Source organism: Pseudoalteromonas sp. SG43-5 (genome assembly GCF_014164345.1).
Lineage (GTDB): Bacteria > Pseudomonadota > Gammaproteobacteria > Enterobacterales > Alteromonadaceae > Pseudoalteromonas > Pseudoalteromonas distincta.
On the sequence record NZ_JACJFA010000009.1, the window covers coordinates 69,477 to 84,163 of the forward strand.

Annotated in this window: 9 protein-coding genes; 6 read left to right on the plus strand and 3 right to left on the minus strand. The window is 40.1% G+C overall.

All coding sequences use genetic code 11. From position 1 onward, the window contains the following. The 3 genes from H5161_RS11420 to H5161_RS11430 are packed head-to-tail and all read right to left on the minus strand — an operon-like array spanning nt 1 to nt 5,957. Nucleotides 1-1,995 (minus strand): hypothetical protein, encoded by a 1,995-nt coding sequence (locus tag H5161_RS11420; RefSeq protein WP_182769328.1) that lies wholly within the window; start codon nt 1,993-1,995, stop codon nt 1-3. Next, nucleotides 1,988-4,579 (minus strand): hypothetical protein, encoded by a 2,592-nt coding sequence (locus H5161_RS11425; RefSeq protein ID WP_182769329.1) that lies wholly within the window; start codon nt 4,577-4,579, stop codon nt 1,988-1,990. Before H5161_RS11425 ends, H5161_RS11420 begins: the two co-directional genes overlap by 8 nt. Further along, nucleotides 4,572-5,957 (minus strand): site-specific integrase, encoded by a 1,386-nt coding sequence (locus H5161_RS11430; RefSeq protein WP_182769330.1) that lies wholly within the window; start codon nt 5,955-5,957, stop codon nt 4,572-4,574. Before H5161_RS11430 ends, H5161_RS11425 begins: the two co-directional genes overlap by 8 nt. Nucleotides 5,958-6,203: 246 nt before the next feature. Here H5161_RS11430 and H5161_RS11435 point away from each other — a divergent pair, with 246 nt between their 5' ends. Genes H5161_RS11435 through H5161_RS11460 form a run of 6 tightly spaced genes read left to right on the plus strand, consistent with a single transcriptional unit; the run spans nt 6,204 to nt 14,665 of the window. Beyond that, nucleotides 6,204-6,812 (plus strand): restriction endonuclease subunit S, encoded by a 609-nt coding sequence (locus tag H5161_RS11435; protein WP_182769331.1) that lies wholly within the window; start codon nt 6,204-6,206, stop codon nt 6,810-6,812. 49 nt (nt 6,813-6,861) lie between these two features. Further along, nucleotides 6,862-8,382 (plus strand): type I restriction-modification system subunit M, encoded by a 1,521-nt coding sequence (locus H5161_RS11440; RefSeq protein ID WP_182769332.1) that lies wholly within the window; start codon nt 6,862-6,864, stop codon nt 8,380-8,382. Further along, complete coding sequence (locus tag H5161_RS11445) at nt 8,372-9,598, plus strand: restriction endonuclease subunit S (RefSeq protein WP_182769333.1); 1,227 nt, start codon at nt 8,372-8,374, stop codon at nt 9,596-9,598. Before H5161_RS11440 ends, H5161_RS11445 begins: the two co-directional genes overlap by 11 nt. Then, the gene (locus tag H5161_RS11450; protein WP_182769334.1) at nt 9,595-10,521 is read left to right on the plus strand and encodes a GIY-YIG nuclease family protein; all 927 of its coding nucleotides are present in this window, start codon (nt 9,595-9,597) and stop codon (nt 10,519-10,521) included. Before H5161_RS11445 ends, H5161_RS11450 begins: the two co-directional genes overlap by 4 nt. Nucleotides 10,522-10,544: 23 nt before the next feature. Continuing rightward, the gene (locus H5161_RS11455) at nt 10,545-13,832 is read left to right on the plus strand and encodes a type I restriction endonuclease subunit R (RefSeq protein WP_182769335.1); all 3,288 of its coding nucleotides are present in this window, start codon (nt 10,545-10,547) and stop codon (nt 13,830-13,832) included. Then, nucleotides 13,832-14,665 carry a M48 family metallopeptidase gene (locus H5161_RS11460; RefSeq protein ID WP_220493524.1) on the plus strand — a complete coding sequence of 278 codons (834 nt, stop codon included), beginning with the start codon at nt 13,832-13,834 and terminating at the stop codon, nt 14,663-14,665. The genes H5161_RS11455 and H5161_RS11460 overlap by 1 nt, the downstream gene beginning before the upstream one ends. The last annotated feature ends 22 nt before the right edge of the window (nt 14,666-14,687 follow it).

Sequence of the window (14,687 nt, forward strand, 5' to 3'; positions counted from 1 at the left end):
TTAGGCTTCCTTCACTTTTATCGTTAACTGGTCAATGATGATATTAGCGGCTTCAAGGTTGTCATTTAATGCTGTACTAAAAGCGTTAAATCTCTGCTTTATTTCTACCGGAAACTTCTCAAATGTAGCTAGTTGGGATTCACATCGCTTTTTAACAACCAGCCAATGCGGAAAGTGTCTAGGTGTTGCTATGTAGCTATCACAATTTACACAGTGACTCGGATCTGCGGCATTGCGAACCTTGCACTCCCCACCCTTAGTGCAATAGCCATGTGATACACCCCTGAAATTATTGGTATGCTTAGCAGCAAATGTTATCAACTCTTCCATATTTTTAAAATGTGGCGCGTTCCCAGTGGTTAGGTCATCAGCAAGAATTTCTGACAACTTGGTTATAAAATTTTGGCCGCCTTTTCCTGCTAATCTGCCATCATTGGCTGCGATAACCATATCTTCCATCGCTTGTGAAATCATGAATTCTGAGAAACTATCAGTTAGTCCAATCAATTCCTCCATAGACTCATAGCCTCGCTGGCTATAAACCAATGTCATCATATTTTCGAGGTGTTTATATTGATATTTAATGTCATCTAGATCGCCGAGACGGTTAGCAACGATAAACCAAGCGAATGTATGTCTAAATTGATGAGCTGTGAAATTAAACAAGTCACCCACTGCATAAGGCTTTTTGAAATTTCTATGGTTTGAGCCAACTGATTGATAATTACAGTCCATACGCTCCAGCTCTGAAACATCTTGTTGACTAAGGCGTATACTAAAAAGCTTATTAAAATTATTGAATGAGCTTTTCCCAAGTTTAGTATTTAAAGAAAATTCACACGCTTTTTTGTGCGGTATTGTTCCAAATAGAGTTTTAGACTTGAGTCCAAACTCTAGGTTAATAGCTCTTTTGGTTGGTAACACATCGCTATGATGCCTTAGAAGTAATCCTGCTCTTTGGCGATAGATAGAGCAAACCTTTGAGAGTAGATTTACAGCGCGGTAGGTAACTTCATTTGTTATCCACTCTAAACATTGTATTTCATCAGTGGTTTTAGATAAAAAGGACTTTATGAAATATTTGCCATTACGCTCAATAGCTGCATCATCGTTAAGTGCCAAAGCTTCGTTATAACGCATTCCTGTATAACTAATTACTAAAACAAACGTATATTTACGAAGATTTTTTATTGCTTCGTGATTTTCGTTTAGCCACGATGACTCATAATTACTCAAACCATCTATATGAGTCGAATTTTTAAAACCTGTTTTTGGTAGCGTAGAAATAGAATTATTGAGTTGGGTCTGAAGCAAGTACCAATCATCTATAATTTGCTCAGCGGCATTAAGATGCACTTCACATAGTTTTAGCGCTTGCTTCATAACTTGTATTGGGATGATTGAATGCTTGTTTCTGCGCTGTTTTTTAAGCAAAGTATATGGCATAAAATATTCATTTGTTAAGTCAAAAAACAGCTCATTTTTAATCACAGAATATCGTTTCAACCAGTAAATAGCTGCTAGCAATGATTGAGCAAACGAAGGGTGCTTCTGCAAGTTAGAGACTCGTACGAGTTCAATAATTATGTTCCGTAAACGAAGTTCTGGTAGGGAGCCCAATACAGAAAAACTTTTAATACCATACCCCTCAAGCCATTTAGCAAGGCGCTTCAAATTACTGATATTTCTTCGAATAGTCTCCCAGCTAAGGGGGTCCATTCCTTGCCCTGATCCTTGAGTATACATACCAAGTGTTAAAGCTTTCAGTTGGTATTGAAATTCCGCCCCGACACCATTAAAGGTAACCGATAGTTTATTACCTTCAGAAAGCCAAGAGTCGTCACCAAAAAGTGTTTTTTGTTCCTTATTTAGGCGTATAAAACTCCATAGCAATATTGAAGAAAGTAATTCTACCCGCTTCTCATCATAAGGGAGTAAGTGGATGAGACCTTCAACTTTCAAACAATGATTTATAGCAGTGAAAGTGTCAGACATTTATCCCCCTCAAGCTGTTAGCTGATGTAATTGCAAACTCCCAAAACGGGTGCATACCTTTATTCATCAGTAGCTCCTCACCTTTATTCAGTGCACTCTGACTTCTTTTAGCTACTTGAACTAGAATGTCGTCAACTCTTTGTTGTAATGCGTTTATTGCTTCTTGCTGAAATTCGTTGTTATCAATATCAGAAATACTGGCGGACATGTCTGAAAGCACATATTTTTTATAACTTAATAGCTGCCATACATGCTCAGGATCAGCAACTGTTCTAAAGTGTTTGCACCAAATGCAAGCTAGAAAGTCGCTACACCATGCGTTGCTTTTTGACTGCTGAAGATGTCGGTGCGTTTTATTATATTGCTTAGCTTCTTCATCATTACCACGCGATGAGCACTGTCCAGAAGGTGTTTTTTGTGTGCTACCATCATCTACCATTAGCACTCGGATCTCAGAATCTATTTCTCTGCCAGTAAAGTAACGTTGCATCACATCAACTGCTGTGTGTAACGTTTCTTGAGACTTTTGCTCACTAATTCGCTGATAATGTTTGATGAAAGTATCAAACGTATGCAAATTCACTGCCTCATAAGCTCGCATTTGCTTAGCCACATCGCGATAAATATGGTTAGCACCACTTTTTCGAATCCGCATAGAGTTATATGCAACGCGGCAGCCTAACCTTTTCAATAACGCCTTGATGTATGAAACAATGGTTCCACTTTTGATTCGGCTTACATTTGTTTTTTCTTTGGTAATGAATAAGAACGGTTGCACAGCAGGAGCTGCGAGGTTTCGGTAATCTTTAGTAATAGTATCTCTAACAAATAAAATATCACGCATTAAGCTGTTTACAGCTCGTCCATCCAAAGAGTAAGTATCAATGTCATACCCTTTTCTTGGCTTTTGCAGCAGTAAAGTTATACTTTTTTGTGCAGTCGGTAGGGCTACATCGGTAATATCACTCAATTCAATATCAACCATTGGCGATGTGTTCCAGCAGCTTTTAATTTGAATTCGAGCGAAGTATAAGGCCAGTAACTGCTTGGAGCTCTGAGCCTCATTAATCCCTTTCTCAATAAAGAATATGAGTTCTCTCAACTCACTGTCGCTGTATAAGTCTTCAATTCTTAACCTCCTAGCGTGACGCTGATGCCTTTTGTAAGATATTTTAAAAGCTTCTATCGTCTCTTGGCCTGTAATAGTCATAAGCCATCGCATTGTTTCCGTATATGATGCACCACTACGAATACTTATAGATTTACTTTTAACTGCACCTTGTAGTTGCTCAAATATAGCTTTTTGGATAGAACTCTGGTCCATGCCTAAACATAGAAACCCATGCTCTAAAACTTCTTTTTTATAATTTGGAATCAGATAATTAACTATCAGGCGCTTGAGTTTAGAAAATCTAGTATGAAGAGTTTCGATGTTATAATTTTTTTCAGGCAATAACGCTATTTCTGATCGGTGCAACAGCTCAATTTCGAGCATCAAGCTAGGACAAGTTAAAGCAACCTCACTATAGTCGATGCATCGGAAACTTTCGTATCGTTTAAAATAAAACGGCAATAAATGAGCGATATAGTCATGACGGTGTATCTTCTCGCCTAAATGTTGCTCTACCACCAGTAAAAGCTCTGAAAACTGGTCTTTCCTTAAGGCAGCTTTAGCTTCTTTCAATAGCGAAAAATTATTTGCCTTAAAGTTATCGAGTCCATGCTCTTTGAATGCATCAGGTTTTTCCTCATAAAACCGACGGATACTAGTAACAATAGCTAAAAACCGCCTGGTCATAGCCTCAATGCTATGCTCTAAGTCTCCCTTAAACTTCTCAGAATCTGCAACGGCCTGAAGTTGTTTGATTAAAACCGGTTCTAACTGTGCCAAATCAGTTACGTCAATAGACTTTCTGTTGATTGCAATTTTGACTGTTGAAAAGCGCTTTGGGTAATTTACTCTAAGCACTGAAAGTAAAGCTGATTGAAGAACTTTGTTCCGATCTTTTATTGGGTGTTCATGAAAGACATTTTTAAAGTGCTGACTCGATCTAAACCAACTTAAACCATGCTTTGATATTAAATCAGCTAGTTTCGGTGCTTTATCAAACAAGAGATGTAAGCACATCAGCGCTTTCTGTGCATTGGTCCTAGTTGTACTACCAGCTAAACCAGAATCCAAGTTCCAGTTAGTTAAAGCCTCATGTAAGTCACTTCCTAACTCGAAGTTTTTTCGATACCAATTTAATAGATCAATGTTAGTATCAAAAACAAATACGCTACTGGGTCTGGATTTTACTTCACTTATCGTACTGGCAAAATGAAATAAGCAACGTCTGAATAGGACATCATCTTTAGGCTCAAGATAAGCTGATTTTACCTCTAACTTGAGCCAATAATCCCTATCGATTAACGAGTTAATGTCCTTAACCAGCCTATGACAATGACCGTGTAAAACTTCATATCGCATCAGTATCCGTTTAAAAAATTGGATATGTAATTTTACGCGTTTACTGCTTTCAGCAGTCACATTGTCACTCAACTGAGTTTCTAAGCGAGAAAAGTTTAGAACACCATTAAGCATTTACTTCTCCTGAAAAACCAGGATTAAATGCCGCCTCTTGTAAAGGCTCAACAAGTTCTCCAAATAACTTATCTACCCAACTTGCCATTTGCTTATCAAACGTTAATGAACGAGCGAAATTGATGTACTTTTGAGTCGTTGAAAAATCTGCATGGCCCATCAACTGCATCAACTTGTATTGAACAAAGCCAATGGGTAAATTTTTGTGGATAAGGAAGCCCGCTAGGTTGGTGGCAAATGTTGAACGTAAGTCATGAAAATCTCGCTTAAGTGATATACCAAATGGTGCCAACTCTTGTCGCACTTTCGAGATCACATTGCCTATAGATTTACGAGACATGAAATCACCAGAGCGGTTAATAAACAGTGGTGCATCATCACAGTTACCATGTTCAAGCTGCCACTTAGCTAATCTGTCTTGATGTTCATTTCCATTGCGGTATTGCCAAAGTGATGCCATCAATCCTTTTGACACCATTATTGATCGCTCTTTATCATACTTCCCAGTGATAGTTACGTAGTAAATAGATTTATTTTCCAAGGCAGGATCAACAACATGATTAGCACTAAAAGTGGCTATTTCTTCTGCACGTAAGCCGCATTGCACTGCTAAATCCACTCTCAATTTAGCACCTTGCTTTGCGAGCTCTCTGCTAGCATAGAGCAGCTTAAGTTCCTCTTGGCTATAAGGCGATAAACCCGCATCACCTGGTTTCTTTTGCTTGTACTTTTTAGGGATCAGTAAGTCAGTGGTGGTAATGGTAAATCCTTTTTCATCGCTACCGTAATCGGTAAATAGCAAGTCTAAACCGCCGTCCTTACGCTTTTTCTTAATAATCTTGGTTTTGTATTTGAATGGCACTTTATCAATTCTTTTTTGCTTTCTTGCCCACTCGTAGAACTGCCTCACATGATTGATGTACAGGTTTGCCGTATCTCGTTCAATACCCTTTGCAATCACTTGTTCTATAAGATGCTTGCGATAGCGATAAACAGGCAACCAGTATTTTGCTTTATCGCTGTCACTCACAGCATAAACCTCTTGCCAGTCCACATTATTCTTCTCAACCCATTGCAAGAATAAACTCATAGAATTCGCTAACGACCGCACGGTTACAAGTGACACACCACCAAGTGGATTCTTGTTTCCGCCTCGCTTAGGGGGCATGAATAAACCTTTATACCTATGCTCAAGGAACAAATTTATTTCAAGAGCATCTTGTAGCCTATTAAGCGATAACACTCTTGGAAAACGCTCAATAAAACGGTCCTCGTGAAACATAACTTCGCGATAACCTTGCTCATTAACATCAGAAATGTAAGGCAGACTACCTAGATTAACGGTTCGATTAACAATATTAGGGTAGATTACACTCAAATAAATTGCTCCATTTAAATACTGCAAAAAATATAGCGACAAGTTTTGCTTTAGTCAAACACAAAATTGCAGTATGCCGTTACTGCAAAAATAAATTGACGTATGCTTTAAGATAATCCACCATTGCAAGATGAATGAAGCTTCAATCAGAGACAAAAAGTTGCGCAACTTAGAGCAATCAAGCCGCGCGTTTTTGAAAGCTTTTAGAAGATCAAAAAGTGTTGGTAAAGGTAAAACTGAGGCCTTATGAAAGCGCAAACAAAGCATGTTGCACAGAGCTTACTACTCCATGAACTCGCTGATATTCGCTTGGGGCATCCATTCAGAGGCTCAATCAAGCAATACACGGATGGGACAGTCAATGTCATCCAGGTTAGGGATACTGAAATAACGGGCGAAATTAACCACGATAGTATTGTTAAAACTCACTTAAAAACTAAAAAGCAACCCGACTGGTTACAAAACGGAGATGTGCTATTTGTAGCAAAAGGTGCAAAACACCACTGTGTTCTAGTTGAAAATATAAAAGAGCAAACGGTCTGCTCGCCTCACTTTTTTCTAGTGCGATTGAAGCCTGAATATCGTGCTTTAATTTCACCTAACTTTCTGTGTTGGCAATTAAATCAACAACCTGCACAGCGCTATTTTAAAACAACCGCTGAAGGTTCTATGTATTTGAGTATTCGAAGGCAGGTTTTAGAAAGCGTACCAATTAAGCTACTAGAGATTGAAAAGCAAAACCGGCTCACTGCACTACATCAATGTGGCGTAAAAGAGCAAAAGACACTGAAAAAGTTAATACAAAATCGGCAACAACAGTTAGAAGCCATTGCATTGCAAGAGCTAGGCATTTGATTACTGAATAGCCGAAGAAAAATTAAATAAAATTTGGGAATAGAAACACATGAAAAACAATGTTCAAATCAATCAGGACGATATCAATAAAGCGGTGTGGAACGCCTGCGATACCTTTCGTGGTGTGATCAGTGCCGATACCTATAAAGACTTCATCCTCACCATGCTGTTTTTAAAGTACATCTCTGATGTTTATAAAGACGAATACAACAAATTAGTTGCGCAATATGGTGATAACCCTGAGCTGATCCACGCCATGATGTCGAAACAGCGTTTTGTACTACCAGAAGGCGCAAGTTTTTGGGATTTATACGAAAAGCGTTATGAAGCAGGTAACGGTGAGCGCATCGATAAAGCCTTACACGCTATTGAAGAAGCCAACGGCAGCAAGCTTAAAAACGTATTCCAAGACATCAGCTTTAACACTGATCGATTAGGCCAAGAAAAACAAAAGAACGATTTACTTCGTCATTTGCTCGAAGACTTTGGTAAAGACATTTTAGATTTAAGCTCAGAGCGTGTGGGCAGCTTAGATATCATCGGTAATGCTTACGAATATCTGATCAAACACTTTGCCGCTGGCAGTGGTGCTACCGCTGGTGAATACTATACCCCGCCAGAGGTATCAACCCTTTTAGCAACCGTTTTAGAGCCAGTTGAAGGCGACCAAATCTGCGATCCGTGTACAGGAAGTGGCTCACTGCTTCTAAAATGTGGCGCTATGGTACGTAAAAACTCTGGCTCCAAAAAATACGCCTTATTTGGGCAAGAAGCGATTGGCTCAACTTGGGCGCTAGCAAAAATGAACATGTTTCTTCACGGTGAAGATAACCACCGCATTGAATGGGGCGACACCATTCGTAACCCACTACTAAAAGAGAAAGACGGAAACGCTTTACTGCACTTTGATGTAGTAACGGCAAATCCGCCATTTTCATTAGATAAGTGGGGACATGATGATGCCAGTAACGACCCATATGGGCGTTTTAGACGAGGTATTCCACCAAAAACCAAAGGCGACTATGCATTCATCAGCCACATGATTGAAACGCTAAAACCGGAAACAGGTCGCATGGGAGTAGTCGTGCCGCATGGTGTGTTATTTAGGGCATCAAGCGAAGGCAAAATTCGCAAACAGCTTATTGAAGAAAACCTGCTAGACACCGTTATTGGCCTGCCAGAAAAACTGTTCTTTGGTACAGGCATACCAGCTGCTATTCTGATATTCAAAAAGAAAAAAATTGATAACAATGTGTTATTTATTGACGCTAGCCGTGAATTTAAATCAGGCAAAAACCAAAACCAGCTAACACCTAAGAATATCCAAAAAATCATCGACACCTACAAGGCCCGTGAAACCGTTGACAAATACGCATACCTTGCCAGTTTTGATGAAATCAAAGAAAACGACTTTAACCTCAATATTCCTCGTTACGTTGATACCTTTGAAGAAGAAGCTGAGATTGATTTAGTGGCAGTACGCACTGAACGTGTTCAGCTTAAAAATGAGCTGCAAACCCTTGAAGCAGAAATGGAAAGCTATTTGAAGGAGTTGGGTTATGGTGCCTAATGGATGGGAACATAAAGCGTTTGGTGAGGTTGTTAAATTATCAAAAAGTAAATACGACCCAAAGAAATCGACAGATTGCTTTCCTTGTATTGAATTAGAGCACATAGCTCAGGAAACAGGGCAATTAACTGGCAATGTACCAGCTTCCAACCTAGGAAGTACCAAAAACAAATTTAAAGCTGGAGATGTAATTTTCGGTAAGTTGAGGCCATACTTGAGAAAGTATGCTCAACCAAATTTTGATGGAGTTTGCTCATCAGAGATATGGGTTTTTTCACCAACAAAGAAGATTATTAACCCATATTTATTTCAGCTTGTTCAAACGAATCAATTTATCTCAGAAGCAAATAAGTCCGCTGGTTCAAAAATGCCAAGGGCTGACTGGGGCGTTGTATCTGAAATGATATTTCCTTTACCCCCACTACCAGAACAACGCAAAATCGCCAAAATCTTATCTACTTGGGACAAAGCGATTGGCAACACTGAGCGCCTAATTGACAACAGCAAACAACAGAAAAAAGCCCTGATGCAACAACTGCTCACAGGTAAAAAACGCCTACTTGATGATTCAGGTAAACCGTTTGAAGGAGAGTGGGAAGACCTTTACCTGCACGATGTTGCAAAAATAATAGTTAGTCCTGTTGATAAGAAGATTGTAGAAGGTGAAATTCCAGTTGAACTGTGCAATTACACTGACGTTTACTACAACACTAGAATTACTAACTCAATAGAGTTTATGAAGGCTACAGCTAAACAGTCTGAGATAGATAAATACACATTGCAAGTTAACGATGTCATCATTACTAAAGACTCGGAAACTCCGGGAGACATAGCAATACCAGCTCTAGTAAGTGAAGATTTAGGTGGAACTGTTTGTGGATATCATTTAGCAATTATCCGCCCAAACAGTCAATTAGTTGAGGGAGCGTACCTCAATTACTTATTTTCGATGCAAAAAACTCGATACTATTTCTTTACTTTAGCTACAGGAGCAACACGATTTGGTTTATCTATTGGTGGAATAAATAAAGCGCACTTCACACTCCCACCATTAGAGGAACAACAAAGAATCGCTATCGTCCTTACGAATTCAGATAGAGAAATAGAGCTATTAGAACGACAGCTTGCCGACCTAAAACAAGAGAAAAAAGCGCTGATGCAGCAACTGTTAACAGGCAAGCGTAGAGTCAAAGTTGATGACAAGGAGGTCGCATGAACACACCAAAGCGACCTCGTACCATTCAAATCTTTTTACCTACAGGCGACCCTGCGGGTATTCGTATTGCCGAGCAAACCACGTCGATTATTCGCTTAATAGAAGTGCCTCGTAGTGATATTGCTGAATTTGTAAAAATGCCAGAAGCCAAGCAAGTTGGGCTGTATTTCTTGGTTTCTGGTGATAACACTTATTCAGATAATGACGAGTTATATATCGGTCAGTCGGGTGATGTGGGCAGCCGCTTGATGCAGCACTACAAAGACGAAAAGAAAGATTGGGAGCGGGCATTAGTTTTGGTGTCGCTCACCAATAACTTAACCCAAACCCATGTGTTGTATTTAGAATCACTGTCGATAGAAAAAGCAAAGCATTGCCAGCGTTATGAATTGCTTAATGGTAATGGTGGGCAAAAGCCGCATACACCCGTGCCACTTAAAGCAGATTGCGATGAAATTCATGAAATTGGTAGCTTGTTATTAGCCACCCTTGGCTATCCTATTTTTGAACCACTGACAGAAACATCACCTACTAAAACTGAACAGGTATTTTCGTGTAGTCGTACAGGTGTCGATGCCAAGGGCATTTATACCAACGAAGGCATGGTGGTATTAAAAGGCTCTTCCGCTCCTATGACCACCAAGCGTAAAACCGAACAACGGTTTTATGATAAGCGTGACCAGCTACTAGCTAAAGGTGTAATCGCAGAGCAAGGTGGTCGTTTTGTATTTCAACGTGATTATTTATTCCCTACGCCAAGCGGTGCTTCGATGTTTTTGTTACTTGCCAGTTCTAATGGCTGGGTAGACTGGAAAACAGAGCAAGGGGTAACGCTGCACGATCACCAAGGTCGCACTCTAGAGTCTGCCTCTGAGCAAGGTAATATGCATAGCGATATGCAAATAACGAGTAGCGTGGGATAAACTATTAAGGATGATAAAGCACAATGGCAACGGTTAAATTTCAAGAAGAATTCAGCGCAAAAATACCAGCACTGACATTGTTAACCAACTTGGGTTACACCTTCATTCCCCCAAGTGAATGCGAAGCGCTACGTGGCAATACTTTAGCAAACGAAAAGAAAAGCACTCATCAGGTTATTTTATTGCCCGTAATGCGTGCCTTTTTAGCGAAACAAACATTCTCATTTGCGGGTAAGCAACATACATTATCAGAGGCCGCAATTGATAAGGTCATGCATGAGCTAAACCCTGCCATGAATTTAGGGTTAAAAGCGGCTAATGAGAAAATATACAATGCACTAATGTATGGCGTTAGCGTTACTGAATTTATAGACGGAAAAAAAGCCTCTCCCACCATTAAGCTTATTGATTGGCACAATCTTGATAATAACCAATTCCATTTTACTGAAGAATTAGTGGTTCAAAATGCCGAAGGCACTGGCAATCGCATTCCCGATATTGTGTGCTTTGTAAATGGGTTGCCATTAGTAGTGATTGAGGCGAAACGCCCGGATTCAAATAAAGAAGGCAAATCGACCAACGCTGAGGCGATTTCTCAGCACATTCGCAATCAAGGTCAGGCTGAAATTCCTCACTTGTATGCCTATAGCCAATTGCTATTAGCAGTAAATGGGCATGAAGGTTTATATGCAACTTGCGGTACAATAGATAAGTTTTGGGCTAAGTGGAAGGAAGAACAAATACCCGAAGCGGAATTTGTGAGACTTAAAAATCACAAGTTGAACGATGGACAATTAGATGGCCTATTTAAGCATCGTCCTGCCAAAGCGAAAGATGATTACCTATCATTGGTTGCAGCGGGTGACTTAACCGTTACCGATCAAGATAGGCTTATCGTCAGCTTGCTTCGCCCTGAACGCCTGCTCGATATGACTCGCCTGTTTACCTTGTTTGATAAAAAAGCAGGCAAGATTGTCGCTCGATACCAGCAGGTATTTGGCATAAAAGCACTTATTGAACGCATAAATACGTTTGATGATTCAGGCGCTCGTGAAGGAGGTGTTATTTGGCACACCACAGGTAGCGGTAAGTCATTTACTATGGTGTTTTTATCAAAAGCGCTTATTTGGCTAGAAGAATTGGCGCAATGCCGAGTGATCATAGTGACAGACCGTGTGGACTTAGAAGACCAACTAAGCAGAACCTTTGCATCTGGTGGTGTATTAACTGACCGAGATAAAAAAGATGCAATGGCAACGACTGGCAAGCGTTTAGCGGAACAAATTGGTAAAGGAAATGAGCGAGTTATCTTCTCGATCATTAATAAGTTTGGCTCTGCAATAAAACATAAAGACTGCTACAACGATAGCCCAAACATTATTGTACTTGTGGATGAAGGCCACCGAAGTCAAAACGGTGAAAATAATATCCGTATGCAGCAGACGCTGCCTAAAGCTGCCTATATTGCTTTTACGGGTACGCCACTGTTAAAGGACGATAAAACCGAAAATAAATTCGGCAAGATCATCCACTCTTACACCATGCAGCAAGCGGTTGAAGATAAAACCGTTACGCCATTATTGTATGAAGAGCGTATTCCAGAGCTGAACGTTAATGACAAAGCCATTGACGCTTGGTTTGAGCGCAGCACTAGCAAACTAAGTGATAAGCAAAAGACAGACCTAAAGAAGAAGTTTTCTCAAAAAGGTCAGATATACCAAACCGAAGGTCGTATTGAATTAATCGCATACGACATTGCCGACCACTTCCAGAACTTTAAACAGCAAGGTTTAAAAGGTCAGCTAGCTTGTGATTCTAAAGCCTCTGCAATTCGTTATAAGAAGGCATTGGATAAAATAGGCACGGTGACATCGGTTGTGGCGATGTCGGCTCCAGATACTCGTGAGGGGCACGAAGCGGTTGATCAAGAAAGTAAGGACATAGTGCAAAATTGGTGGAAGGCTAACGTTAATAAAATGGACGAAAAAGCCTACACCAAAGCCATTATTGAAGACTTTGGTAGAGATAATGGCCCAGACATCATGATCGTAGTTGATAAGCTGCTAACGGGCTTTGACGAACCAAAGAACACAGTGCTTTACATCGATAAGCCCCTTAAAGAGCACAACCTTATTCAAGCGATTGCCCGTGTAAACCGATTGCATAGTAAAAAACAGTTTGGATACTTAATTGATTACCGAGGCATTTTAAAAGAGCTTGATACCACTATTGAGAAGTACCAAGACCTTGCTGAGCGCACCCAAGGCGGCTTTGATATTGATGACCTAAAAGGATTGTATAACCGAATGGATACGGAATACAAAAAGCTTCCGGGGCTGCACAGCGATTTATGGGCGATATTTGATGGGGTTAAAAACAAGCAAGATGGCCCAGCACTTCGCCAAGCGTTAGCGCCTAAAGTGCAAGATGTCGATGGTAAGCTTGTTGATACCAATCTTAAAAAGCGTGATGACTTTTACTCAGCTCTAACTGCATTTTCAAACTGTATGAAAGTAGCATTGCAATCAGCAACCTACTTTGAAGATAAATCATTCGATAACAAACGTGACTTGTACAAACGTGATCTAAAAGCCTTTGTCGATTTGCGCAAACAAGTGCGTGAAGATGCTGACGAAACCATTAATTATGACGAATACGCTGAAGATATTCGCAGTCTTCTAGACAAGCACATTGCTGGTATTGAAGTTAAAGAGCCTGACGGTGCGTATTTAGTCGGAAATTTAGGAAAAGACGTTAAGCCACAGGATATGAGCGATGACGAAGCGCGTAACCAGACCGATAAAATCACAGGTCGAATAACTAAGATGATTGAGCAAGACTTAGCTGATGATCCTTATGCTCAAGAGTATTTTTCTAAAATGCTTAAAAAGGCGATTGAAGATGCCAAAGCGATGTTCGATGCGCCCGTTAAGCAATACATCCTCTTCGCGGATTTTGAACAGGAAGTAAAAGAGCGACAGATTGTAGATATGCCTGATGAGTTTGTGGATGACTCAGGCAAGTTGAATAAACATGCCCAAGCTTACTTTGGCTTATTCAAGCACCTATTTGATGCTAACTTCTTAAATGAAAAATCATTGGACAATGATAAGTTGGTTGCCTTGGCATTTAGTATTGATGATGTAGTCAATACGGCTGTTGCCGAGTATTCCATTAATCATGCGGAAATTGAAAATGCAATCCACATGAAGTTATTACCTATGTTATTTGCTGAACTTGGCCTTGATAACGCGCAAAAGCTAATTGAAGAAGTACTCAAAATCACTCGACTAGGCTTATCAAGAGGCTAATGAAAGTGAATAAGCAAGCTGTTTCTGCCGCAATCTTCCGAAAAGAAAGCCGACCAACGACCAATGAGCGCGGTGTTTTTACCTATGGTAACGACTCCATTCACTATGATGTTATTCGTAACACCAAGCCTACTGATGATGCTAAAAAAACAGCACGCAAGGTAACTATTAAGGTTCACCCTGATCAACGTGTTGTAGTTACTGTGCCTCATGATGCCTGTGATGAGGCTATTCAGGAAGCCGTTTATAAGCGTGCCAGATGGGTTTGGCAAAGCATTGATGAATTTGCTAAACAAAAAGATACCGTTTTACCTAAGCGTTATATGAGTGGCGAAACTCAGTTTTACCTCGGTAAGCGCTATGTCTTAAAAATTATTAATGATGCTGGGCAAGTACCTAACGTAAAACTAAGCCGTGGCAAGTTGAACGTAACAATCAAGCATGAGGCTAGTAAAGATATTGATGATCGTTTGGTGAAAATTAAACCGCTAATCGACAAATGGTATCAACACAAAGCAAAAGCAATTTTTCATGAGCGACTAGCTGAATTACTTCCAAAAGCCATTTGGGTAACAGGCATTCCTTCATTTCGTGTAATGGCAATGAAAAAGCAATGGGGAAGCTGTTCAACTAAAGGCAACTTGATGCTCAATCCGCACCTTGTTAAAGCGCCTAAAGAATGTATTGATTACGTGATATTACATGAGCTTTGCCATATAGCTGAGCACAACCACAGCGAAAGATTCTGGCGTTTGTTAACCCAAGTAATGCCGAATTGGAAAGAAGTAAAGGCCAAATTAGATGATATGGCGGAAATGTATTTGAATGAGTGATGCGCGGGCAACGCTAAACTAG